Origin of the sequence: Streptomyces sp. NBC_00775 (assembly GCF_036347135.1) — a bacterium.
Lineage (GTDB): Bacteria > Actinomycetota > Actinomycetes > Streptomycetales > Streptomycetaceae > Streptomyces > Streptomyces lutosisoli.
On the sequence record NZ_CP108938.1, the window covers coordinates 6,763,884 to 6,788,206 of the forward strand.

A 24,323-nucleotide genomic window follows, 5' to 3' on the forward strand; every position below is an offset into this window, starting at 1 on the left:
GGCGGCTGTGCCCGGAGCGGCGGATGCGCCGGGGGTGCGTGGTGGCCGGGGCGGGGAGGCGGGGGTGAATCTGCTGAATCTGCGGAGTCACAACGCCGCGCTCGTGCTCGATCTGCTGCGCACGGCCGGGCCGGCCGGGATCAGCCGGCTCGAACTCGCCGAGCGGACCGGGCTGACCCCGCAGGCCGTCAGCAAGATCACCGCGCGGCTGCGGGCGGAGGGGCTGGCCGTGGAGGCGGGACGCCGGGCGTCCACCGGTGGCAAGCCGCGTACGGTGCTGCGGCTGGTGCCCGAGGCCGGTCATGCGGTGGGGCTGCATCTCGACCGGGACGAGCTGACGGTGGTGCTCTGCGATCTCACCGGGGCCGTGGTGGCTGAGCGGCGGGCTTCGTTGGGGCTGGGGGCTGGGACCGATGCGGTGGTCGAGGGGGCGGCCGGGGAGGTGGAGGCCCTGATCGCGGGGGTGTCCGTGTTGGGGGTGGGGGTGGCGCTGCCTGGGCCTCTCGATCATGTGCGGGGGGTTTTGCACCGGGTCACCGGGTTTCCGGAGTGGGACGGGTTTCCGTTGCGGGATGTGCTGGTGGGGCGGTTGGGGGTGCCGGTGGTGGTGGACAAGGACACCAATGCGGCGGCGTTGGGGATTGCCTTGGGGGGCGGGAGTGGTGCCGGGAGTGGTGGCGGGTCCTTCGCGTATCTGCATTTGGGTACGGGGCTGGGGGCGGGGCTGGTGATTGGTGGGGGCGTGCATCGGGGGGCCCGTACGGGGGCGGGGGAGTTCGGGCATCAGGTCATTCAGTTGGGGGGGCCGGTGTGTGGGTGTGGGGACCGGGGGTGCATTGAGGTGTTGTGTCTGGAAGCGGTGGGGCGGGGGGATGTGGATGAGGCTGCGCGGGTGATGGGGGTTGGTGCGGCGAATCTGGTGGGGCTGTTGGACATTGATCTTGTGTTGCTGGGTGGGCGTACGGTCGCGGGTCATCCGGAGGCGTTTGTGGGGGGTGTCCGGGCGGTGCTGGGGGAGCGGGCTCGGCGGGAGGGGGTTGGGGCGGGGGTTCCGGTGCGGGTTGCCTCCGGCGGGGCGCGGGGGGTTGCGGAGGGGGCGGCTCAGTTGTTGTTGGCGCCGGTGTTTGGGCGGGGGGAGGGGTGAGGGGGTTCCTTCGCCCCCGCCGCCCCTACCCGTCCCATCCCTGGGGGCTGCGCCCCCAGACCCCCCCTAAAAGATTGCGCCGTTCCCCGCGCCCCTAAAAGACAAAAGACAACAGCACCCGGGGCGGGCCGGGGGCGACGGGGCGCAGCCCCGCGCCGTCAGGGGCGCGGGGAACTGCGCGGGCAACCCCCACCGGCCCGCAGTCGACGAATCGGCCCACGGGGTCTGGGGCGGAGCCCCAGAAGGATGGGACGGGCCGCCAGGTGGGGGACTTTCGGAGGGGAACGGGGCCGGTGCCGGGCGTGGCGGACGGGGCGGGGTGTGGGGGCGTGGCAGGGTCACGGGGGCCGTTGCCCGGTAGCGAGTGATGTTTCCGGCTGCTGTTTCCCCTGCTGTTTCCGCCTGATGTTTCCGATCCCGATTCCTGCCGCTCTCGATCGGCCGAAGGCCCCCTCATGCGACTGCGCACATCCCTCCCGCTCACCCTTCCCCTCGTCCTGACCGCCGCCGCCCCCACCCACGCTCACGCGCTCATCCCCACGACCCCCCGCCCCACCTGCGCCGCCCCCGACACCCGGGACTTCCCCATCAAGACCCGGATCCATGGGGGGCCGGCCGCCTACGACGTCGGTGGTGACTACCGGACGTGGTACATCGACCTCAGCAACACCACGGCGCACACCTGCGGCGGCATTCACCCGATCGTCGTGCTCGTGGACGGGAAGCGGGCGTTGCGGCCGGGGCAGGCGCGGCTGGAGTTCTATGAGGGGGAGCGGTCGCATCCGGTGAAGTTCGAGAAGAGTGACGAGGCCGAGAACGTGGGGGTGTTCGACGACGGGTTCCCGGGGTTCACCGTGGGACCCGGGCGGACGCTCACCGTGAAGGTGCGCCTCGCCGTGACCTCCGACGCGACCGCACCCAACGACGTCGTCGCCAACGCGGCGGTCGTGCAGCGCCACAACGACGACGGCGACTGGGTGGGGGAGTCGAACGACTACCGGTTCCGTATCGAAGCCGAGGAGGAGGGCGAGGACGAGGGCGACGGGAACGACGGGAGTGGTGAGAACGACGGGAGCTACGAGAACAGCGACGGTGGCGGTGAAGGCCTTGACGGCACCGCCACCGGTGGCGGCGTAGGCGACGAGGCGACACCGTCCGCCGACGAGCTCGCGCGGACCGGGCCGGGTGCACCGCACCGGCTTGGCGCGGTAGCAGGCCTCGTGCTGTTCGTCATGGGAGCGACCCTGCTCGCTGTAACCCGCCGGGCACGCCTGCGTCGGCGCTGACATCGACACCTGGGGAACCGCCGTACTCGTCAAGGCGATCCACGACTTCGGCTCCCCGCGCACCAGGGCGGGAAGCCCACCACCTCACCCGGCTGATGGACGGCGTGGAGATCTTCGCACCGGACTGGACCGAGATCGACAAGAACCTGCAGAGTGACGTCCGAGACTGGAAAACCGCGACCGGCAGCTGATCGAGAACGTTCGATCGGCTGTTCGCGGACGATCGCTAGGCTGGGATTCCGCAGCCCGGCGTGAGTCACCCAGCCCAGCGTGAGTCACACAGCACGGCGTACGTCAGGAGATCGGCACATGTCAGAGCGCAAGCCCATCGAATCGTGGCTCACCGACATGGACGGTGTGCTCATCCACGAGGGTGTGCCGATCCCCGGCGCCGATGCCTTCATCAAGAAGCTGCGGGAGTCCGGGAAGCCGTTCCTGGTGCTCACCAACAACTCGATCTACACCGCCCGCGACCTGCACGCGAGGCTCCAGCGCATGGGTCTGGACGTGCCGGTCGAGAACATCTGGACCTCCGCCCTGGCCACCGCCAAGTTCCTGGAGGACCAGCGCCCCGGCGGCACGGCGTACGTCATCGGCGAGGCGGGTCTGACGACGGCGCTGCACGACATCGGGTACGTCCTCACCGACCACGACCCCGACTACGTCGTCCTCGGCGAGACCCGCACGTACTCCTTCGAGGCGATGACCAAGGCGGTCCGGCTGATCAAGGGCGGCGCCCGTTTCATCGCCACCAACCCCGACGAGACCGGCCCGTCCACGGAGGGCCCGCTGCCCGCCACCGGCGCGGTCGCCGCGCTGATCACCAAGGCGACCGGCAAGCAGCCGTACTTCGCGGGCAAGCCGAACCCGCTGATGATGCGGACCGGTCTGAACGCCATCGGGGCGCACTCCGAGACCAGCGCGATGATCGGCGACCGCATGGACACCGACGTGCTGGCCGGCCTGGAGGCCGGGATGACGACGTTCCTGGTGCTCACCGGTCTGACCACGCCCGCCGAGATCGAGCAGTACCCGTACCGGCCGTCGAAGATCGTGGACTCGATCGCGGACCTGGTCGAGCGCATTTAGTCCGGCACGGCGACCGCATCCGGTCCAAACCATTCAGAACCCGTACGGAGCAGTCGAGCCCCTCTGGAGATGCGGTCCGGCGCCCCGAGGAGGAGTCTCCAGATATCTGGAGGTTCACGATGCGCTCAATGCGACTCACTCTCTGTGCCGGGGCGGTGGTCGCGGCCGCGTTCACGCCCGTCGCGTACGCGGCCGAACTCACGGGCGACCCGGCGGGCGGCGTCTCCGTGACGCCCGCGTCCCCCGACCCCGGCGGCGACATCCAAGTGCGGGCGTCGGGCTGCACGGGCCGGACGGGCACCGCGTCGTCGGCCGCGTTCGTCGCGGACGCGCAGCTCACGGGCCAGGGCGGTGGTGAGCTCGTCGGCGACACGCGGGTGCCCACCTCGCTCACGCCCGGCACGTACGACATCAAGGTCAGCTGCGACGGCGGCGCAGGCGGGATCACGGGCACGGTCACCGTCGGGCAGCAGAGCGGTCCGGGTGCGTCCGTGCCCGCGTCGCCGGTCGCGCCCGTGCACGCGGGCGGCGGCGGCACCGCGCACCTCGCCTCCGTCGACGCCCGGGCGGCCGGGCCCGGCACCAGGCAGGCGGTGATCGGCCTCGTCCTCGCGAGCGTCGCCGCCGTCGCCGTGGCGGTGCGCAGTGCGCGCCGGGGCCGCGACAGCCGCGACTGACGAGTCCGCCATGTCTGAACGGGAAGAACGGGAACGTTCCTCCGGCACCGGGCGGCTGCTCACAGGTGTCGCCTGGGCGGTGCTGCTGCTCGGGCTGTGGCTGTGGGGCCGCGAGCTGACGGACGTACGGCAGGGGATATCGGCGCCGACGACAGGGGACATCGCGGCCGTCGGACGGCCGCCGGAGGTCCGGCTGCCGCCCGCGCTGAAACCGCTCGGGAACGCGCGCCCGCAGCGCATCGACATCCCGTCGATGGGGGTGCAGGCGCCCGTCGTGGCCCGCGGGCTCGACGCGCAGGGGGCGATCGATCCGCCGCCGTTCGACCAGCCGGGAGTCGTCGGCTGGTACGCGAGCGGGGCGAAACCGGGGGCGGCCGGGACCGCGCTGTTCGTGGGGCACGTCGACACCGAGACCCGGCCCGCGGTCTTCTACAAGCTCAGCGCGGTACGGCCCGGCGAGACGGTCCGGGTGATCCGCGACGACGGGACGGTCGCCGAGTTCACCGTGGACGACGTCCAGGTGCTCCCACGCGACCACTTCGACGCCCAACAGGCCTACGGCGTACGGCAGTCGGGGCGGGCCGAGCTGCGGCTCATCACCTGCGGCGGCACGTTCGACCGGGCCAGCCGCAGCTACACGGCGAACGTGATCGTGTCGGCGTACCTCACGGGAAGCGGACTGTGAGCCGTACCTGGCCCGGTCGACGGCCCGCTCCCCCGGAAACCGCCGACCGGGCTGGTCCTCGACCGCGCGCGCACGGGCTGCGGGAGTAACCCGGCGACCGGCGCGGGAGGTAGGTGGGAGCCGTCCGCGAGGGATGGGCGGACGGCGCAACTGGCCAGAGGCTGGGGCCATTTGAGGCAACTGTAGAACGAATGAGCGTTTTGGCCTAGAGGGTGTTTGACGCCAAGTCGACAGCCGGTGGCTCTGTGTCATTCACGCAGGTGGTGGGGGTCTTCACCAGAGTCGCGGCGGCCCGTCGCCCAGATCGTCCCGGTCCGCCGAGCCGTCGATCACCGCCGTCGCGACCGCGTCCAGCGGCAGCCCGTGCCGGCGGGCGTACTGGCGCAGCGCCAGGAACGCCTGGTCGACCCCCGTGTTCCAGCGCTCGGCGAGCACGCCCTTCGCCTGTTCGATGCGTACGCGGCTGGAGAGGGCGCCCTGGAACTGGCCTGCCAGGGTGCGGTATTGCGCGTACACCCGGTGGTTCTGCAGGCCGACGGCCGCCGCGTCGGCGAGGACCTGGGCCAGCAGCACGCCGCCGTCCTCCTCGGGCGGTGCGCCATGCTCGGGGAGGGCGGGCACGAACACGTTGAGCGCGCCGAGCAGGGTCTCGCGGCGGCGCAGCGGGACCGCGAAGGTCGCGGCGATGTCGTGGCGCAGCGCCCGCTCGGTGAAGTCGGGCCAGCGGGACGCGGCATGGGCGACGCTGATCGAGACGGGTGGCACGGGCCGCCCCGTGCTGTAACTGTCGAGGCAGGGACCGTGATGGTGCTGGACGGCCAACAGGTCCAGGGCGACGTCCTGTTGGCGGCTGCTCACCGCGAGCGACACCGCCTCGCCGCCGTCGATCAGCATGATCCCGGCGGCCCGCGCGCCCAGGATCTCCACGCAGTGGTCGGACAGGCGCTGCAGATACTGCGCGGTGTCGAACCCGTCGGACAGGGTGTCCGAGGCCTCCAGCAGGGCCGACGCCAGCAGTATTTCCCGGCTGCCGTGGTGCATGTCCCGTACCCCGATTCCGTTGTCCGGTCCTTCCCGCGTTCCGCCGCGCCTACCCGGAGGGCCAGGGCTGTAACAGCTCTCCGACAAGCGTCGGGCGATCTCGTGGGCGACGCGACACGTATGTCAGGATTGAGACTTAGGACGGTGCACCCAAGGGGGAGTTGGATGTACGGCAGCAGGAGGGCCGGGGCACGGGCGTCCGTAGCGGTGGCGGGGGCGGCACTGCTGCTCGCGGGGTGTTTCTCCTCCGGGGGCGACAGCGGCAAGGGCGACGGATCCGGTTCCAAGGTCACACAACAGCCCAAGAATTCGGACCCGTTCTGGGTCAACCCGGACGGGAACGCGGCCGAGCAGGTCGCCACCTATGTGAAGGCGGGCAAGACGGACGACGCCGAGCAGATCCGCAAGATCGCCGAGCAGCCGACCGGCGAGTGGATCGGCCCGGAGAACCCGGAACAGGAGGCGCGCGGCTTCACCGAGGCCGCCGAGAAGGCCGACCGCGCCGCGATCCTGGTCCTCTACAACATCCCGCACCGCGACTGCGGCCAGTTCTCGCAAGGCGGCGCCGCCGACGGCAACGCCTACCGGGCCTGGATCGACGGGGTCGCCCGGGGCATCGAGGACCGCCCCGCCACGGTGATCCTCGAACCGGACGCGATCCTGCACCTGGTCAACCAGTGCACTCCGGCCGAGTACCAGGAGGAGCGCTACTTCCTCCTCAAGAGCGCCATCACCAAGCTCAAGTCCCTGAAGAACACGAAGGTCTACCTGGACGCCGGCAACGCGGGCTGGGGCCATCCCGACCAGATCTTCCAGCCGCTCCAGCTGGCGGGCATCGACCAGGCCGACGGCTTCGCCGTCAACGTCTCCAACTTCTACTCGACCCAGGACTCCATCGCGTACGGCAAGCAGCTGTCCGCCAAGGTGGGCAACAAACACTTCGTCATCGACACCAGCCGCAACGGCAACGGCCCCTACACGGCCGGCAAGGCCGACGAGAACTGGTGCAACCCGCCCGGCCGATCCCTGGGCGAGACCCCGACGACCAAGACCGCCGATCCGCTCGTCGACGCCTATCTGTGGGTCAAGCGCCCAGGCGAGTCGGACGGCACCTGCAAGGGCGGCCCGAAGGCGGGCCAGTGGTGGGCGGACTATGCGCTGAAGCTGGCGAAGGCTTCCAAGTAAACGAACGACAGCAATCCCCACGCCCCTTTTAGGGGCGCGGGGAACTGCGCGACCAGCCACGACGAACCCGCGGCCGAAAACCGAACCCGCGGAAGCGCTACGGCACCTTGACCCACTGCGCCTTACTAGGCGTCCCCTGGTCATCAGTCACGAACAACATGTACCAACCGGACTCCACAAGATTCCGGTTCTTCGGCACGGTCACCGTAATCCCGTCCTTCGTCTTCTTGAAGTCCAGCGCGATGGACCGCTGATCCACATCCGTGACATGCGTAGACGCACTCGGCCGAATCAGCCGAGCCGTCTTGATGGACGACGCGTGCTGCGAGCTGAACGTCGCAGACCCCCCGCGGGCGATCGTCTTCGGCCCGCCCGACAGCGACGGCCGCGAATCCCGGTACAGATACGGCGGCGTATAGATCTCGATGCGCTGCTCGAACGTCGCGGGCTTGGTGTTGGCCTTGTCCGCGTAGAGCGAGTTGGAGCCGAAGAACATCACGCGGCCGTCGGGCAGCAGGATCGAGCCCGAGTGGTAGTTACGGCCGACCAGCGGGTCCGCGACCCGGTCGAAGGTGTTCGACGTGGGGTTGTAGATCCGCGCCTGGAGGATGTTGGAGTCGCCGCGCCCGCGGTAGTCCTCGGAGCCGCCGGACACCAGGACGGTGTCGTCGGGCAGGATCGAGGACTGCGGGTAGCGGGTGCCCTTGTCCAGTTCGGGCCCGTCCACGAACTTCGGGTTCTTGTCCTTGAGGTCGATGAGCCGGGTCTTCTTGCTGGACAGCGCGGACTCGCCGACCCCGCCGCCGCCGATCACCATGTACTTCTCGTCCTGCGCGGGCGGCAGCAGCACCGTGCCGGACGTCTCCATCATGTTCGGGTCGCTCAGGCCCTTGAGCTTGGTGAACTTGTTGGTCGCCACGTCCCAGATGCCGGGGTCACGGCCGATGTCGTCCGGTCCGTAGCCCGCGTTCGAGCCCGAGTAGAACATCTCGCCGTTCTGCATCAGGCTGATCGCCGGGTAGGTCGGGAACTGGCGGATGCCCTTGGTGTACGTCCACTTCTTGGTCTTCGGGTCGAAGACCTCGTTCTTGCCCGGGACCAGCTGGCCGATCTCGTCCAGGCCGGAGAGGCTGAGGACCTTGCCGTCCGACAGGGTGGTGAGCGTCGGGTACCAGCGGGCCTCGTTCATCGGGTCGACCTTGATGTACTTCTCGGCGACCGGATCGAACTCGTAGGCGTCCCGGATCCCCTGGAAGTCCTTCTTGTCCAGGGCGAGCTTCTGCGCGATGCCGTACGTGTTGCGGGCGTCGGCGCCGGTCAGGCCCTGGATCCGGTAGTTGTCCTGGGTGCCCGTCTCGTGCTTCTGGCCGCTCTTCTGCGCCTCGACGTAGATACGGCCGAGGCCCGGGTCGTTGCGCAGGAACTTGCCGGTCGCCTTGTCGAAGACCTTCTTGGCGCGCGGGACGAGCACCGGGTCCTTGGAGACGAACGTCTTGCCGTTCTTCTTGCCGGTGAACTTGGTGCCGGCGGGCAGAGTGATCGGCTTGTCGGGGTTCTCGTTGTGGACGACCATCAGGCCGCCGGCCTTGGTGACGTCACCCTTCAGCGTCTCGTACCGCTTGGTGCCGCCGGCGATCAGCAGATTGCCGTTGGCGAGCTGCGTGTGGCCCGTGCAGAACAGGTCGGCCGGCGTCGGGATCTTCTTGATGGTGCCCTTGACCGGGTCCCAGATCCGGGTGTCGAACTTCTTCGCGTCGAAGTTGTCCTGGTTGTTGCCCGAGCCCGCGATCAGCAGGATCTTGCCGGTGTGCAGCAGGGCCGCGTGAATGGTGTTCAGGCGGTATTCCTCGGGGAACTGAACGATGTCCCAGTGGCCGTTGTCGGCTTTGTACTCCGGTTTGTTGATCGTGTACTGGTGGTATTTGTCCGTTCCGAAGCGATACAGCCACGGCCCGTTCATCCCGGCCAGGGCGAGCACCACCACCCCGGTTATCCCGAGGCGGCGGGCACGGCGGCGACGGGCACCGTCTTTCATTTCTTATGTCCCCCAAGGGAAATCTGCATGGTCTGGTCGTTGCCGCCCTGCGCCGCGGCCCAACTGGGCTTGTGCTGCGGGGCATGTGGGGCGTGCTGCTCCTGCTGCGGCACAGAGGACTGTGCGGGCAGGTGCACCGGCTCCTCGGGTGGCACCGGCGGCTTCTTCCTCTCCTGGCGCATGGTCCAGCGCCAGGCGAAGATCGGCGACGCGGTGATCAGCAGGGCGAAGCACGCCCAGGTGATCATCGCGGGGTGGGAGTGCCCGAGGAGGACGCCGGCCGCGATCGAGCCGGCGAAGACCAGAATGAAGAACAGATGGATCCGGAAGGTCCCGAACAGTGTGTCGGGGCTGGCCGAATCGCCCTTGGGGGTCACCACGAACTTGCTCTTGCGGCGCAGCACGGCGTCCATCAGGGACCGGGCGTAGATGGGCGCGGACAGCGCCGACATCACCATGCCGGCCACACCGCCCGAACCCTCCGGCTCGTGCGGCGAGACGTTGTGCCGGCGGTTCCAGATGTACAGGCCGATCTGCAGCGCGGACGCGTTGCCGTAGAGCATCAGCCAGACCGTCGGGTCGATGTTCACGCCCGATGCGCCCAGGCCCAGGAACAGCGCGCAACTCAGCGCCGCGAGGATCCAGTTGAGGGCCGACATCGGGTAGAAGATGATCATCATCGTGTAGTTGAAGAGCTTGCCCGGAGGCATCGAGAAGAAGCCCTTCCAGTACTGCTTGAGGATCGTCTCGTACGTACCTCTGGACCAGCGCAGTTGCTGGGTGAAGAAGTCAGTCCAGGCGTTCGGCCCCTCACCGACCGCGAGGACGTCCGGCGTGTAGACGGACCTCCACTTCTTGCCCGTCGCCGGGTTCTTCGCGCGGTGGATCTCGAAGCCGGTCGCCATGTCCTCGGTGATCGAGTCGTACAGACCGCCGATCTGCTTCAGCGCCTTGATGCGTACGGCGTTGGAGGTGCCCACGAACATCGGGGAGCCGTAGAAGTTGCCGGCCCGCTGGATCAGTGCGTGGAAGAGGAACTGCTGCGATTCGGCGGCCTTGGTGATGAACGAGTCGTAATTGCCGTACACCTGGGGGCCGATGACGAAGCCGACATTCGGGTCGCGGAAGAAGCCGAGCATCCGCTCCAGGTAGTTGGGCAGCGGTACGTGGTCGGTGTCGACCGAGGCGAAGTAGTCGTAGTCGTCGCCGTGCGCTTCCAGCCAGGCGTTGTAGTTGCCGTGCTTGGTCTTCGCGCGGTGCGGGCCCTTGGCCTGGTTCCACTTCGCGACGCCCTTGCGGGAGAAGTGGTGCACACCCAGGCGTGCGCAGACCTCCTTCACCTCCGGGTCGTCGCCCTCGTCGAGGAGCCAGACGTGCAGAAGGCCCCGGTGGCGCAGCTTGACGGCCGCCTCCAGGGTCTTCGTCACCATGGCGAGGGGTTCCTTGCCGGGCACGAAAGAGGTGAGGAAGGCGACTCTGGTGCCGGTTTCGGGCACCACCGGGACCGGGTCGCGGGCGACCAGGGTGGCGTGCGCGTTCGACAGCACATTCATGCAGCGGAAGAACTCGATCAGACCGATCGACACCAGCATCACGATGTCGAGTGCCGGCAGGAAGTCGTAGGCGGGATAGTCGCGTTCGGTCCAGTGCTCCGGCTGGAGCAGCCAGCCGAGCAGGATCAGTGAGAGCAGTGGCGCGGCGCCCAGCATGAGCGCGGCCCTTATGCGGTGCGGCTCCTGCGACAGCAGTGAGCGGTACTGCACCCGGTACGGCTTGTTCGGGTCGGGCTGCGTGAGGGGTCCCGCGAGTCGGCTGTAGTGCTCGTAGTCGTATTTCGGCAGGCTCTTCTTGATCCTGCGGAATCCGCCAGTCCGGTGCGATGGCACACGGAGCTGGGTCGTCTCGGACGGGTCGAAGTTCTGCCGGGCGCCCGTCGGCGTCGACGTCATGAGTCATCCCCCCGCACGCACGTTCAGGTGCGTGTTCGTCGGTTCTTGTCGCCCGCTCAGGTCCCCCTCGACCGTCCCGGACGCATCACTGGCAGGCCGGCGTCACCACATCTTCCACACCGTATAGACATGGAACGACGACCTTCCGGTTGCATGATGCCCCCCTCGGCATCGATTCATGATCGGGGCCCCCAGCCCCCATGGTCGCAACCGGCCACGCCCCCAACTGCCAGATATCGACAGTCCCTTGAAGCCCAGGGTTCTACGCCGTTCATCATGATCGCAAGATGCGAAACGCGGTGTTAACCGGTCATACGCGCTAATTGGGACGCGTGTACGAGCGTGGGGTCGACGCTCGGGTGGGGGGAGCGGGACGGTGCGCCCCCATGACGAAGGGCCCCTCGCTGCTGCGAGAGGCCCTTCGGTCGGTGCGCCGCCAGGGACTCGAACCCCGGACCCGCTGATTAAGAGTCAGCTGCTCTAACCAACTGAGCTAGCGGCGCCTGCTGACCCGAGAACTCTACCCGACCGGGAGGGGTGCTCCGGACCACGGGGAGGGGCTCCGGGCCAGGTCGGAGAGGCCCCGTACATCATTCGGACCGTCAACATGCGACACCGGAGGACAGTTGAGAAACTGACGACTGTGCAGAACCGCGGAGATTTTGCCCTGGAGTGTGAGGGGAATCGCATGGAGGCTCCGGTATTCGAGGAATTCGATCCCGCGAGCGACTGCGACTGCGCCGGATGTGTTCACTGGCGCCGTGTCATGCCCCATTCCTCGAATGCCGGGCTGGTGAGCCATCCGGCCGCCTGCAAGGCCCTCGTCCTCGCCGCGGCGGCGGGCACCGTCCTCGGAATCGGCCAGCCGACGCCGGCGGTCGCAGCCGCGCACGGACCCGCCCAGCCGGGCATCCCCGCAGGTGACGAGCCCGACACCCCGCAAGGCGGCAAGGCCCCGCTGCACGGCCCCCAGGGCAGGCCGCCGGCGAAACCCGGGAAACCGTCGACCCTCACCAGGACGCCCGCCACCACCCGGGCCGAGATCATCAACCGGGCCAAGGGGTGGGTCGCCGCGCAGGTGCCGTACAGCATGGACGCCTACTGGTCGGACGGCTACCGGCAGGACTGCTCGGGCTTCGTCTCGATGGCCTGGAGCCTGCCGGGAAACGAATGGACGGGCACTCTCGGCGCCTACGGCGTGCGGATTTCTCGCGATCAGCTCCAGCCCGGCGACATTCTTCTCTTCCACAATCCGGCGGACCCGGAGAAAGGCTCGCACGTCGTCATTTTCGGCGGCTGGACGGACTACACGCACACCTATTACCTCGCGTACGAGCAGACCCTCCCGCACACCCGGAAACAGGCCACCCCATACGGCTACTGGAGCAACTCGGACCGCTATCTGCCGTACCGCTACAAGGGGCTGGACGACGGCGCGAGCGGCGCGGTCGCGTCCTCGCAGGACACCAAGGTCACCCGCTACCCGGGGTACGCGTACTTCGGCTACGGCGCCAGCAACGCATACGTCACCCAGCTGGGCCGCCTGCTCGTGCAGCGGGGAGGGGGCCGCTTCTACACCTCGGGCCCGGGGCCGCGCTGGTCGGACGCGGACCAGCGGGCCACCGAAGCGTTCCAGCGGGCGCAGGGCTGGACCGGGGCGGACGCGGACGGGCTGCCGGGGCCCGAGACGTGGTCGTACCTGGTGGGGAACAAGGGCAACGACATCCCGGCGCCGTACGAGGCCGGATACCCCGGGCCGCAGCCGTCCGCCCCCTCCTCGCATCCCGCCTCGTATCCCTCCTCGCACGGGGTGCCCGGCTATCCGGGGCGCGCGATGTTCCGGCCGGGCGCGCACAACCCCTATGTCACCCGGCTCGGAAAGCAGCTGGTCAAGAAGGGGTTCGGCAAGTACTACACAGCGGAGCCCGGCCCGCGCTGGGGCGAGGCGGACCGGCGCAACGTCGAGGCGTTCCAGCGGTCCCAGGGCTGGCGCGGCGGCGCGGCGGACGGTTTCCCGGGCCCCGAGACCTGGCGGCGGCTCTTCTCCTGAACCAGCCGGTCAGCACACTTCCAGGCGCGGAGGCATGGAGGCACGTATGAGTACGACGACTTCACACACCCCGGAGTCCGAGGGGGCACCGGAGGGCGGCGGCGGTCCGCGGTCCGCACGGCTCATCCACAACGAGGTGACCACCGAGATCCCCGTCCACCTGCTCTTCCGCGACGACCCCGAGCCGGTCGCCGTCCCGCTCGCGCCCGCCGTCGTGGGCCGGCGGCGCGGCACCGGCGAGCAGCCGCGGATCCGGCGGCCCGCACCCGGCCGGGCCCCGCGCCCGGTACCGGAGGTCGACCCCGAACTGGTGGAGCACCCCGCACGGGTGCTGCCCGGAGTGGCGGGCGTGCTGGCCGGGGCCTGTGGTGTGGCCGGATGTGTGTTCACCACCTGGTGGGCGGGCGCGCTGCCGCCTCCCGTGAGGGAGGCGTTGGAGCTTCCGGGGCACGCGGGCGCCGGGTTCGGGCCCGCGCAGTGGGCCGCGTACGCCGGGGCGGGCGCGCTCGGGCTGTTCGGCTTCGGCGGTCTCGCCCGCGGCCGGACCGGACGGGCCTGGGTGCTCGGTCTCTTCGGGCGCTACCGCGGCACGGTCCGGCGCACCGGGCTGATGTGGGTCAACCCGCTGGCGCTGCGCCGCCGGGTCGACGTACGGCTGCGGCACTGGCGCGGCGAGCCGCTGTCCGTGGTCGACGCGAACGGGGTCGCGCTGCGGGTGGTCGTGCTCGTCGTCTGGCGCGTCAAGGACACCGCGCGCGCCACGCTCGGGGTCGAGGACCACGAGGCGTATCTGCGCGAGTGTGTGGAGGCGGCGCTCTCGCGGGTGCTCTCGCAGCTCCCGGCGGAGGTGCCGCCCGCCGTCGTCAAGGACGTGACCCTGCGCAACACGGACGCGGTCGGCGAGGCGCTGACCCGTCTGGTGGCCGCGGACACCGCACCGGTCGGCCTGGAGGTGTTCTCGGCGCAGCCGACCCGGATCGAGTACGCGCCCGAGATCGCCGCCGTGATGCAGCGCCGCCGGATCGCGACGCTCGACGCCCAGCACCGCGACTCCGTGCTCACCTCGGTCGTCGACTCGGTCGAGGACACGGTGACGCGGCTGACCATGCGGGGGCTCGTCGAACTCGACGACTACGAACGCAAGGCGCTGGTAAAGGACTTGACGGTGGCGTTCTACACGGGGCGCAGGGAGGCGTCGTCCTGAGAGGCGTCGTCCTGAGAGGGGCGGACATGTTCGCGATTGGTATGGACATGTTCAACTACTCGCAATAATCTGGGACTTGGTCTAGACCTGAACATCGCGCGCACAGCTCACGAGAACCTCCCCCACGTCCTCCAGGAGCGGCAGGATGCGCAAAGCCAAGTTCTACGCGGCCGCGCTCGGCCTCGCCACCGTGGGCACCTTCGTGCTCTCGACCGGCGGCGCCAGCGCTCACGGCTACACCGACCAGCCCCTCAGCCGGCAGAAGATGTGCGCCGCCAGCGGCGGTACCGTCGCCAACTGCGGTGACATCCAGTGGGAGCCCCAGAGCGTCGAGGGTCCCAAGGGCTTCCCGGCGGCCGGACCGGCGGACGGCCAGATCTGTTCCGCGAACCACACCAACTTCAGCCAGCTCGACCAGCCCAAGACCCCCGCGGGCACGGACTGGCCGACGACCAAGGTGACGGCGGGTCAGAGCTACAGCTTCCGCTGGCAGTTCACCGCCGTGCACGCCACGACCGACTTCAAGTACTTCATCACCAAGACCGGCTGGAACCAGAACCACGCGCTGACCCGCGCGGACCTGGAGACCACCCCGTTCCTGACGGTCCCCTACAACGGAGCGCGCCCCCCGTCCACGTTCTCGCACACCGGCACACTGCCGACCGGCAAGAGCGGGCACCACATCATCCTCGGCGTGTGGACGATCAACGACACGGCGAACGCGTTCTATTCGTGCGCGGACGTCACGTTCTGAGCCCCGCCCGGCGCAGGGCCCCACACCCGCTCGGGTAGGGTCCGCGTGCGCCGTGACCGATTCCGGTCGCGGCGCACGCGGGTTCCGTCTTCCGAGAGCACGGGGGTGCGCTTCATGGACTTCGTCTTCCACATACTTTTCCCGCTGATGATCGTGGGGATCATCTGGGCCGGCTACGCGATCGTGCGCAGGACGCGGGAGCGGCGGGCCGCCTGGGAGAGCGGGCTCACCGCCGAAGCGCGCGTGACGCGCGCCTGGGCCAGGACCCAGATGGTCAACAACGTGGCCCGGCGGATCCAGTACCACGAGTACGACTTCACGGCGGCCGACGGGCGCGCGGTCCGCTTCGAGGAGGCGGGCGGCCCGGCGGGCCGGGGCGTGGGCGACCAGGCGCTCGTGTACTACACCGAGGACCGGCCCGAGAAGGCCACCGCGTCCGAGCCCCGGCCGGGCAAGGACATGGCGGGAGCGGTGTTCGGTCTCGTCTTCCTCGGGGCGGGCGTCATCATCCTCATCAAGGTGATCGTCCAGTACGGCTGAGGACTCCGGCCCGCGGCAGAAGGTTCTGAGCATCCCTTGAGGCGCCCGCACGGCAGGTGGGGGTATGTTCCCCGCACGTCGACATGACCATGACGGCGCAAGGGGAGTCGTACGAACCTCGGGGGATCACGATGGATTTCATCTTCTATGCCGTGCCGGGCCTGATCATGGCCGTGACGATCCTGATGGCCGCCAAGGTGGTCCGCCGCTCGCTGGAGCTGCGGAGCGCCTGGAACAGCGGGCTGACCGCCGAGGCGCGCTGTCTGCGGTCGTACACGACGACCAGCGGCGGCGGTGGCGACACCTCGGTCAGCACGACACTGCACCACGTCTACGAGTTCGCGACGCGCGAGGGCCGCAGTGTCCGCTTCGAGGAGGAGAACGGTCCCTCGACGATCGTCGAGGGCGACATCGTCACTGTGCACTACACGGCCCAGCACCCCGAGAAGGCCACCGCGCACGCGCCGAGCCCGGTCAAGGCCGCCGCGGGCACCATCGGCTGCCTGGTGTTCTTCGGCGTGATCATCGCCTTCTGCATCGGCTTCATGATCACGTTCCACGAGGTCTTCCAGGCGAACGACGCGTTCCCCGACGGCTGGTGAGCGGCCCCGGGGGCCACTTGGGTCGTACGGCCGGTGCCGTGCCCCTCCTCATCTGACGGTACGTCAATTATGGTGCGCCTTCATGGGGTCCATCAGGCGTACCGTCGCGGAACTCGTACAGGAACGGTGGGACGACCACCGGCCGGGACTGTGGTTCGAGGGCCGGGTGCTCAGTCACCACCGGGTGGCGGCGGGCGCGGCGGCACGGGCGGCGCTGCTCGCCGACCTGCTGCCGCCCGGCGCCGCACCGCACATCGGGGTGCTGCTCGACAACACCCCCGAATATCCGATGTGGTTGGGCGCGGCCGCCCTCGCGGGTGCCGCCGTCGCAGGGATCAATCCGACCCGGCGCGGCCCCGAACTGGCCCGCGACATCCTGCACACCGAGTGCCGCGTCCTGATCACCGAGCGGGCTCATCTGCCGCTGCTCGACGGCCTCGAACTCCCGGGCGTACGCGTCCTGGTGACCGACACGGACGCGTACGCCGACCTCGTGGGGGCGTACGAGGGCGCGAAGCCGGACGCCTCCAAGGCGACCCCCGACGCCCGCCTCCTCCTCTACTTCACCTCCGGCTCGACCGGCGCCCCCAAGGCCGCGATCTGCACCCAGGGCAGGCTCGCCGCCGCCGGGCGGTCGCTCGTCGACCACTTCGGGGTGCTCCCGGACGACACGCACTACATCTGCATGCCGATGTTCCACGGCAACGCGGTGATCGCCGACTGGGCGCCCGCCCTGGCGGCGGGCGCGACGGTCGCGCTGCGGCGGCGGTTCTCCGCGTCGGGGTTCCTCGCCGACGTACGGGCCTGCGGGGCCACGTACTTCACCTATGTCGGCCGTGCCGTGCAGTACCTGCTGGCCACGCCCGTCCGCCCCGACGACCGCGACAACCCGCTGCGGATGGGCTTCGGCACGGAGGCCGGCGCGGTCGACGCGGCCGCCTTCGAGGAACGCTTCGGAGTGCGCCTGGTCGAGGGGTACGGCTCCTCGGAGGGCGGCGCGGCCATCCAGCGGGCGCCCGGCACCCCGGCCGGGGCGATCGGACGGGCGGCACCCGGCGACGACCTCGCGGTGGTCGACCCGCAGACCCGCGCCGAATGCCCGCCGGCCGTCTTCTCCGCCGACGGACGTCTCCTCAACGGGGCCGACGCGATAGGGGAGTTGGTGAACCGCGGCGCCAACCCCTTCGAGGGCTACTGGCGCAACCCGGACGCGGACGCCGCCCGGAAGCGCGACGGCTGGTACTGGACGGGTGACCTCTTCTACCGCGACGCCGACGGATTCCTCTACTTCGCCGGCCGCACCGACGACCGGCTGCGCGTCGACAGCGAGAACCTCGCCGCCGCGATGATCGAGAACATCATCGCCCGGTACGGGGACGCCGCCGCCGTGGCGGTGTACGCGGTGCCGGATCCCGTCGCCGGGGACCAGGTGATGGCGGCGGTGGCGCTGCGGCCGGGGCTCTCCTTCGACCCGCTCTCCTTCGGCGAATTCCTGCTCACCCAGCCCGACTTGGGCACCAAGATGGCGCCCCGCTTCGTACGGGTCGTGGAGCGGATGCCCGTCACCGCCACCAACAAGATCCACCGGGTGGGGCTGCGGAGGGAGGGTTTCCGGTGCCCGGATCCGGTGTGGTGGCGGCCGGCGGGGCAGTGCGCGTACCGCAGGCTGGAGGCGACGGACGTCGTGGGGCTGGTGGCCGAGTACCGGGCACGCGGGCGGGAGGAACTGCTCGCGAGGTAGGGCCGGCCCTACCTCGATCACACCCCCTGCTCGTATGGTCCGGCGTGCCGGGCGCCGCCTAACGTGGCCGCATGATCAGCAGAGACGGGCCGTGGCGTGCGGCCGGGTATCTCGTCACCGGCGTACTGGTGGGCGTTCCGCTGCTCGTCGGGCTGCTGGTGCTCGGCGTCGTGGGCGCGGCCCTCACCCCCGTGCTCGTCGGGCTGCCGCTGCTGGCGCTGCTCGCGCTGACCGGCGTACCCGTCGGGGCGGTGGAGCGCCGGCGGCTGCGGCTCATGGACCCGGCGCGGGTGCCCGACCCCCACCGCACCCCGGACGAGCCGGGCCTCACCGCCTGGGCCAGGCTCCGGTTCGGCGAGCCGGTGACCTGGCGGGAACTGGCGTACGCCGTGCTGCTCGCCTGCGTGCTGTGGCCGCTGGACCTGCTGGTGCTGGCGGCGGCGCTGGGAGTGCCGGGCGCCATGCTGGGGGCGCCGGTGCAACTGGCCGTCTCCGGCGGTGACACCCGCATCGCCAAGCTGTGGCTGATCGACTCGTACGGGCAGGCGTTCCTGTGCGCGGCGGGCGGGCTCGTCCTGCTCCTCGTCATCCTGTGGCCGCTCGCGCTGTACGCCCGTGCCCGCGCCGCCCTCGCCCGGCTGTTCCTCGCCGCGCGCGAGCCCGAACAGCGGCTCGCCGAGGTGACGAAGTCCCGGGCCCGGCTGGTGGCCGCCTTCGAGGCCGAGCGGCGCCGGATCGAACGGGATCTGCACGACGGGGCGCAGCAGCGGCTGGTGGCGCTCAGCATGAAACTGGGCCTCGCACGACTCGACGCCCCGCCCGAGCTGGCGGCGAGGCTCACGGCCGCCCATGAGGAAGCCGACCAAGTCCTCGGAGAACTACGGGAGTTGATCCACGGCATCCATCCGCAGGTGCTAGCCGACTACGGGCTCGGGGACGCCATCGCCGACGCCGCCGACCGGTCCGCCGTACCCGTGGAGGTGGACGTGCGGCTGCCGCGGTTCGCCGAATCCGTGGAGGCCGCGGCGTACTTCGCGGTGCGCGAGGCGCTCGCGAACGTGGGCCGGCACAGTGGGGCGGGCCGGGCGTGGATCAGCGGGCGGTACGGGGAGGGGCGTCGCGGGGAAGGCCATGGCGGGGAGGGGCTGCTGCGGATCGAGGTGCGGGACGACGGCCGCGGAGGTGCTGATCCGCTCGCCGGCTCCGGACTCACCGGTCTCGCCGACCGGCTGGCCGTCCTCGATGGAACACTGACCGTCGACAGTCCGCCCGGCGGTCCCACCGTGCTGTGTATGGAGATCCCTTGCTGAGAGTCGTGCTCGCCGAGGACAGTGTGCTGCTGCGGGAGGGGCTCGTCGGGCTGCTGGCCCGCTTCGGACACGAGGTCGTCGCGGCGGTCGGCGACGCGAGGGCGCTCACCGAAGCCGTACCGGAGCACGCCCCCGACCTCGTCGTCACCGACGTACGGATGCCGCCCGGCTTCCAGGACGAGGGGCTCCGCGCGGCCCTCGCCCTGCGGACGGCGGATCCGCGCCTGCCGGTGCTCGTCCTCAGCCAGTACGTCCAGCGGGCGTACGCCGCCGAGCTCCTCGACACCGGGGACGGCACCGGCGTCGGCTACCTCCTCAAGGACCGCGTCGGACAGGTCGAACAGTTCGCCGAGGCGGTGGAACGGGTGGCCGCGGGCGGGACGGTCGTCGACCCCGAGGTCGTACGGCAGCTGCTGCGCCGCCGCCGCGATCCGCTGGAGGCGCTGACGCCCCGCGAACGCGAGGTTCTCGGTCTGGTGGCCGAGGGGAAGTCCAACGGGGCGATCGCGCGTGAGCTGGTGGTCACCGAGGCTGCCGTGGGCAAGCACATCGGGAACATCCTGGGGAAGCTGGAGCTGCCTCCGGCGGAGGACACGCATCGGCGGGTGCTGGCCGTACTGGCTTATCTGCGGGGTTAGGGAGTGGGTCAGGGAATGGGTCGGGGAGTGCCCGCTCGGACATGCGTGAAGGCCCCCCACTTCAGTGGAGGGCCTTCTTCTGTGCGCCGCCAGGGACTCGAACCCCGGACCCGCTGATTAAGAGTCAGCTGCTCTAACCAACTGAGCTAGCGGCGCATGACTCCCGCCTCCCGCTCTCGCGGTCGGCGACAAAAGAAATACTACCTGGTCCGCAGGGGTGCTTCTGACCACCCGGCGGTGGCGCCCCGGTGACCGCCCGGGGCGCTGGGGAGAGGCCCGAAAGGCCTGTTCCTAGATCGCCAGGGAGAGCAGGACCGGGGCGGCTCCCCGGTTCAGCGAGTCCGCGGCCTGGCGGAGCCGGTGGGCGTGCTCGACCGGGAGGGAGAGGGCCAGGCAGCCGACGGAGGAGCCCGCCGTGATGGGGACGGCCGCGCAGACCGTGCCGATCGCGTACTCCTGGAGGTCCAGCACGGGCACGGTGGGCGGGTGGGAGTCGAGGCGGGACAGGAGGAGCCGCTCGTTGGTGATGGTGCGCGAGGTGAGGCGGGCCATCCTGTGGCGGGAGAGGTGGTCGCGGCGGCCGTTGTGGTCGAGCTGGCCGAGAAGGCTCTTGCCGATCGCGCTGGCGTGGGCGGACGAGCGGAAGTCGACCCACTCGTTGACCGCCGGGGTCGCCGGGCCGGTGGCGCACTGGGTGACGTGGATCTCACCGTCGACGTACCGGCTGATGTAGATCGCGGCACCGACCGAGTCGCGCAGCTGGTCGATGGTCTGCTGGAGCTTTTCGCGCAGTGCCTGGTCGCGGCCGTGCGCGGAGCCGAGCCTGCTGAGGGCGGCGCCGGTCACGTACGCGCCGTCGGCGATCTGCTCGACGTACCCCTCCCGGCGCAGCATCCGCAGCACTGCGGTCAGGCGCTCGGTGTCGAGGCGGGTCTGGCGGGCGAGTTCGGCGTCGGTGACACCGGTGGAGTGCCGCGACACTGTCTCCAGGACGCGGAGGGCGTCCTGGGCCGAGTGGTACGGCGCGGTCGGCTCGTGCTTCAGCGCCACGGTTTCCCCCTGCGCTTCATGGGCCCGGCTCAAAACAAGACACAGCCCGGACAGCTGGGCTCCCTCCACGATACCCACCAAAGGGCCTGCTGTGAGCGTCTGTTGACGAGATTGATGGCGCGTTCCAACCCTCTCAGCAGGAACGCGCCACCCTGGCATATGCCAAAGTCATGGCACATTGGGCATGCCCCAATTGCCGGACCTCGCACCTTGCCGTGTCCGCCGTCATTCACTCCCCGTCATCACAGCACCGCACCGAGAAATTCCCGGGTCCGGTCGTGCTCCGGATCGCTGAAGATCTTCTCCGGCGGACCGGACTCGATGACGCGGCCGGAATCGAACATCAGCACCTGGTCCGAGATGTCCCGGGCGAAACTCATCTCGTGGGTCACGCAGAGCATCGTGATGTCCGTGGTGCGGGCGATGTCACGGAGAAGGTCGAGGACGCCCGCGACCAGCTCGGGGTCGAGCGCGGACGTCACCTCGTCCAGGAGCAGCACCTGAGGCCGCATCGCCAGCGCGCGGGCGATCGCGACGCGCTGCTGCTGGCCGCCGGACAGCCGGCTGGGACGCTCGTCGCACTTGTCCGCGAGACCGACCAGGTCCAGCAGCTCGCGGGCCCGCGCCTCGGCCTCGTCCCTGGACAGGCCGAGGACGGTGACCGGCGCCTCGGTGATGTTCCTGAGCACGCTCATGTTCGGGAACAGGTTGAACTGCTGGAAGACCATCCCGATCTTCTTGCGGACCTCGCGGATCTGCTTCTCGCCCGCCGGGAAGAGCTGCTCCCCGGCGACCGTGATCGTGCCCTCGTCCGGCTCGGCCAGCGTCATCAGCAGCCGCAGGATCGTCGTCTTGCCGGAGCCGGACGGGCCGATCAGCGTGACGTGCTTTCCGGGGTCGACGCGGAAGTCGAGGCCGTCGAGGACGGTGTTGTCCCCGAAGCGCTTGGTGACCTTGTCGAAGCGGATCAGCTCTTCGGTCTTCGTATCAGCGGACAAGACGTCGCTCCAGGGCTCGCAGAAGCAGGGAAGCCGGATAGGAAATGAGGATGAAGGCCACGCCGATGACGGTGAGCGGCTCGGTGAACTGGAAGTGCTGCTGCGAGTACAGCCGCGCCTCGCCGAGCATCTCCATCACGGTGATCACCATCAGGATCGGGGTGTCCTTGAGCATCGAGATGACGTAGTTGCCGAGCGGGGGCACCACCCGGCGGATCGCCTGCGGCAGGATCACCGCGGTCCAGGTGCGCCGCACGGGCAGGCTGAGCGCCGTGGCCGCTTCCCACTGGCCGGCGGGCACCGCCTCGATACCGGCCCGGTAGACCTGCATCGTGTACGTCGAGTAGTGCAGCCCGATCGCGACGACACCGGTGGTCAGCGCGGAGAACGTGATGTCCCACTCGGGCAGCACATAGAAGAGGAAGAACAGCTGCACCAGCAGCGGGGTGTTGCGGATGAACTCCGTGACCACCCCGACCGGCCAGCGCACCCAGCGCGTCGGCGTCCGCATCAGCAGCGCCCACACCAGACCGAGGGTGAAGGAGATCACCGAGCCGAGGGCCAGTGCCTGCAAGGTGACCAGCAGCCCGTCCCAGAAGTACGGCATGAAATCACCGACCGTGCTCCAGTCCCACTTCATGAGGCACCTCCGCTCGCGGCTCCCACGCCGGTCGTCTGCGCGCGCTTGAGCTCACGCGCCGCCGTCTCCGTCCCGGGGTCCTTGCCGGCCTCGGCCTTCAGCCGCTTCTCCAGACCGCGCATCAGCCGCGTGAGCAGGAAGGCGATCACGAAGTAGATCAGCAGGACGTACGTGTAGACCTCCGCGCTCTGCTGCAATGCGAGCCGCACCAGGTTGGCGCTGAACGACAGATCGCCCATGCCCATGACGGAGACCAGGGCCGTGGCCTTGAGCAGCTCGACCAGCAGGTTGCAGAAGGAGGGGATCATCTCGGGCACCGCCTGCGGCAGCAGGACCAGCCGCATCCGCTGCCAGGGCGTGAAGCCGAGCGCGATCCCGCCCTCACGCTGCGCCGGGTCGACCGCGTTCAGGGCGCCGCGCACGATCTCGGAGCCGTACGCCCCGTACGTCAGTCCCAGCGCCAGCGTGCCCGCCCACATCGGGACGAGCTGCCAGCCGAAGGCGAGCGGCAGCACGAAGTACACCCAGAAGATCATGATCAGCGCGGAGGTGCCGCGGAACACCTCGGTGTAGAAGCCCGCGAGGAAGCGGACGATCCACCACCGCGAGGTGCGCGCGATCCCGGCCGCGAAGGAGGCCGCACCGGCCAACAAGGCGCTGAGGAACAGCAGTTGGACGGTGATCCAGATCCCTTTGAGTACGAGTTCCCAGAGTCCCGAGGTCATCCGCGGCACAGCTCCTTCGCGGTCATGTCGGTCATCTCCGCCTTGGTGAAGCCGAACGGCCGGAGGATGCGGAACAGCTCGCCGCTGTCCTTCAGCTTCCTGAGCTCCACGTTGAAGGCGTCCCGCAGCCTCGTCTCCGGCGACCGGAACGCGAAGCCGCCGCCGTCGACATGCGGCTTGCCCTTCACCAGCGGTGTGAAGGGCTTCGTACTCTCGGCCTTGCCGGACTTCTTGACCACCTCACGCGTGGTCAGCGCCGTCCCCGCGAAGGCGTCGACACGTCCCGCCTCGACGGCGTTCAGCCCGGCCACCTGATCCGGCACGATCAGGATGTCGCTCTCCTTGTACCCGGCCTCGACCGCGTGCTGGATCTCGGCGTATCCGGTGCCGGTGGCGAACCTGGCCTTCTTCCGGACGACATCCTCGTAGTTGTGCAGCCCCTTCGGGTTGCCCTTGCGCACGATGAACGCGTCGAGCATCCGGTAGTCCGGATCCGCGAAGATGACCTGCGCACAGCGCTCGGGGTTGATGTACATCCCGGCGGACACGACGTCGAACTGCTGCGAGTTGAGCCCGGGTATGAGCGAGCCGAACTCGGTCGGCACCGGCTGGACGCGATCGACCCCCAGCCGCTTGAAGACGGCCTTCGCGAGTTCCGGCGCCTCGCCCGTCAGTTCGCCGTTCCTGTCGATGTATCCGAAGGGGACCTCACCCGCGATACCCAGTCGTACGACACCCTGCGCTTTCAGCCGGTCGAGGAGATCACCGCCGTCCGTGCCGGCCGCCGTGGCGACACGACTGCAGCCGGCTGAGCCCAGCGCCCCGACGATGCCGAACGCGGATGCACCCGCGAGCAGCGACCGTCGGCTGGGTCCTCGTTTCTCTGTGCCATTCCCAAGTGGTGGAGCCATGGCCGCGCGACTACCCGGGGCCATGTGATGTATGCGGATCGATTTTGAGCCCCGTCCGTCACCGAGGCC

22 protein-coding genes and 2 tRNA genes are annotated in these 24,323 nt (G+C 69.6%); 14 read left to right on the forward strand and 10 right to left on the reverse strand.

Annotated features, from left to right (window positions below):
- The first annotated feature begins 64 nt into the window (after window positions 1-64).
- The 5 genes from OIC96_RS30150 (at window position 65) to OIC96_RS30175 (ending at window position 4,881) form a co-directional block, all read left to right on the forward strand.
- Window positions 65-1,144: an ROK family transcriptional regulator gene (locus OIC96_RS30150; protein ID WP_406501679.1), complete on the forward strand. Its 1,080-nt coding sequence runs from the start codon at window positions 65-67 to the stop codon at window positions 1,142-1,144.
- A gap of 455 nt (window positions 1,145-1,599) precedes the next feature.
- Window positions 1,600-2,430, forward strand: coding sequence for a hypothetical protein (locus tag OIC96_RS30155; protein WP_330304840.1), 831 nt, complete (start codon window positions 1,600-1,602; stop codon window positions 2,428-2,430).
- A 309-nt stretch (window positions 2,431-2,739) separates the two neighbouring features.
- Window positions 2,740-3,519 (forward strand): HAD-IIA family hydrolase, encoded by a 780-nt coding sequence (locus OIC96_RS30165; protein WP_327428981.1) that lies wholly within the window; start codon window positions 2,740-2,742, stop codon window positions 3,517-3,519.
- 119 nt (window positions 3,520-3,638) lie between these two features.
- Window positions 3,639-4,196 carry a hypothetical protein gene (locus OIC96_RS30170; RefSeq protein ID WP_330304839.1) on the forward strand — a complete coding sequence of 186 codons (558 nt, stop codon included), beginning with the start codon at window positions 3,639-3,641 and terminating at the stop codon, window positions 4,194-4,196.
- Between the two features lie 10 nt (window positions 4,197-4,206).
- Window positions 4,207-4,881, forward strand: a complete 675-nt coding sequence (locus OIC96_RS30175) for a class F sortase (protein ID WP_330304838.1) — start codon at window positions 4,207-4,209, stop codon at window positions 4,879-4,881.
- Window positions 4,882-5,154: 273 nt separating this feature from the next.
- Here the strand turns inward: OIC96_RS30175 and OIC96_RS30180 are convergent, their stop codons facing one another.
- On the reverse strand, window positions 5,155-5,922 hold the full coding sequence (locus tag OIC96_RS30180; protein WP_330304837.1) for a GAF and ANTAR domain-containing protein: 768 nt from the start codon (window positions 5,920-5,922) through the stop codon (window positions 5,155-5,157).
- Window positions 5,923-6,087: 165 nt separating this feature from the next.
- Here OIC96_RS30180 and OIC96_RS30185 point away from each other — a divergent pair, with 165 nt between their 5' ends.
- The gene (locus OIC96_RS30185) at window positions 6,088-7,107 is read left to right on the forward strand and encodes a glycoside hydrolase family 6 protein (RefSeq protein WP_330304836.1); all 1,020 of its coding nucleotides are present in this window, start codon (window positions 6,088-6,090) and stop codon (window positions 7,105-7,107) included.
- Between the two features lie 97 nt (window positions 7,108-7,204).
- Here the strand turns inward: OIC96_RS30185 and OIC96_RS30190 are convergent, their stop codons facing one another.
- The 3 genes from OIC96_RS30190 to OIC96_RS30200 form a co-directional block, all read right to left on the reverse strand.
- Entirely contained in the window at window positions 7,205-9,142 is a 1,938-nt protein-coding gene (locus OIC96_RS30190; RefSeq protein WP_330304835.1) for a kelch motif-containing protein, read from the reverse strand.
- Complete coding sequence (locus OIC96_RS30195) at window positions 9,139-11,091, reverse strand: glycosyltransferase family 2 protein (RefSeq protein ID WP_330304834.1); 1,953 nt, start codon at window positions 11,089-11,091, stop codon at window positions 9,139-9,141. Before OIC96_RS30195 ends, OIC96_RS30190 begins: the two co-directional genes overlap by 4 nt.
- 429 nt (window positions 11,092-11,520) lie before the next feature.
- Window positions 11,521-11,594 (reverse strand) — tRNA-Lys (locus OIC96_RS30200).
- A gap of 185 nt (window positions 11,595-11,779) precedes the next feature.
- On the opposite strand from OIC96_RS30200, the gene OIC96_RS30205 reads away from it, so the two are divergent.
- From OIC96_RS30205 to OIC96_RS30240, 8 genes are all read left to right on the forward strand, one after another.
- Entirely contained in the window at window positions 11,780-13,141 is a 1,362-nt protein-coding gene (locus tag OIC96_RS30205) for a peptidoglycan-binding protein (RefSeq protein WP_330304833.1), read from the forward strand.
- A 46-nt stretch (window positions 13,142-13,187) separates the two neighbouring features.
- Window positions 13,188-14,345: an SPFH domain-containing protein gene (locus OIC96_RS30210; protein ID WP_330304832.1), complete on the forward strand. Its 1,158-nt coding sequence runs from the start codon at window positions 13,188-13,190 to the stop codon at window positions 14,343-14,345.
- A 145-nt stretch (window positions 14,346-14,490) separates the two neighbouring features.
- Complete coding sequence (locus tag OIC96_RS30215; RefSeq protein WP_330304831.1) at window positions 14,491-15,099, forward strand: lytic polysaccharide monooxygenase auxiliary activity family 9 protein; 609 nt, start codon at window positions 14,491-14,493, stop codon at window positions 15,097-15,099.
- Between the two features lie 114 nt (window positions 15,100-15,213).
- Window positions 15,214-15,639: a DUF3592 domain-containing protein gene (locus OIC96_RS30220; RefSeq protein ID WP_330304830.1), complete on the forward strand. Its 426-nt coding sequence runs from the start codon at window positions 15,214-15,216 to the stop codon at window positions 15,637-15,639.
- Between the two features lie 131 nt (window positions 15,640-15,770).
- Window positions 15,771-16,241, forward strand: coding sequence for a DUF3592 domain-containing protein (locus OIC96_RS30225; RefSeq protein ID WP_330304829.1), 471 nt, complete (start codon window positions 15,771-15,773; stop codon window positions 16,239-16,241).
- Between the two features lie 82 nt (window positions 16,242-16,323).
- Window positions 16,324-17,982, forward strand: a complete 1,659-nt coding sequence (locus OIC96_RS30230) for a long-chain-fatty-acid--CoA ligase (protein WP_330304828.1) — start codon at window positions 16,324-16,326, stop codon at window positions 17,980-17,982.
- A 71-nt stretch (window positions 17,983-18,053) separates the two neighbouring features.
- Window positions 18,054-19,292 (forward strand): sensor histidine kinase, encoded by a 1,239-nt coding sequence (locus OIC96_RS30235; protein WP_330304827.1) that lies wholly within the window; start codon window positions 18,054-18,056, stop codon window positions 19,290-19,292.
- 5 nt (window positions 19,293-19,297) lie between these two features.
- Window positions 19,298-19,930 (forward strand): response regulator transcription factor, encoded by a 633-nt coding sequence (locus OIC96_RS30240; protein ID WP_330310119.1) that lies wholly within the window; start codon window positions 19,298-19,300, stop codon window positions 19,928-19,930.
- Between the two features lie 82 nt (window positions 19,931-20,012).
- Here the strand turns inward: OIC96_RS30240 and OIC96_RS30245 are convergent.
- From OIC96_RS30245 to ehuB, 6 genes are all read right to left on the reverse strand, one after another.
- Window positions 20,013-20,086 (reverse strand) — tRNA-Lys (locus OIC96_RS30245).
- Between the two features lie 135 nt (window positions 20,087-20,221).
- Window positions 20,222-20,980, reverse strand: a complete 759-nt coding sequence (locus OIC96_RS30250) for an IclR family transcriptional regulator (RefSeq protein WP_330304826.1) — start codon at window positions 20,978-20,980, stop codon at window positions 20,222-20,224.
- A 242-nt stretch (window positions 20,981-21,222) separates the two neighbouring features.
- A complete protein-coding gene (gene ehuA / locus OIC96_RS30255; RefSeq protein ID WP_330304825.1) occupies window positions 21,223-21,978 on the reverse strand; it encodes an ectoine/hydroxyectoine ABC transporter ATP-binding protein EhuA in 756 nt (251 codons plus the stop codon).
- Window positions 21,968-22,618, reverse strand: coding sequence for an ectoine/hydroxyectoine ABC transporter permease subunit EhuD (ehuD, locus tag OIC96_RS30260; protein WP_330304824.1), 651 nt, complete (start codon window positions 22,616-22,618; stop codon window positions 21,968-21,970). The genes ehuA and ehuD overlap by 11 nt, the downstream gene beginning before the upstream one ends.
- The gene (ehuC, locus tag OIC96_RS30265) at window positions 22,615-23,343 is read right to left on the reverse strand and encodes an ectoine/hydroxyectoine ABC transporter permease subunit EhuC (RefSeq protein ID WP_330304823.1); all 729 of its coding nucleotides are present in this window, start codon (window positions 23,341-23,343) and stop codon (window positions 22,615-22,617) included. Before ehuC ends, ehuD begins: the two co-directional genes overlap by 4 nt.
- Complete coding sequence (ehuB, locus tag OIC96_RS30270) at window positions 23,340-24,254, reverse strand: ectoine/hydroxyectoine ABC transporter substrate-binding protein EhuB (RefSeq protein WP_330304822.1); 915 nt, start codon at window positions 24,252-24,254, stop codon at window positions 23,340-23,342. The genes ehuC and ehuB overlap by 4 nt, the downstream gene beginning before the upstream one ends.
- Window positions 24,255-24,323 lie beyond the last annotated feature (69 nt).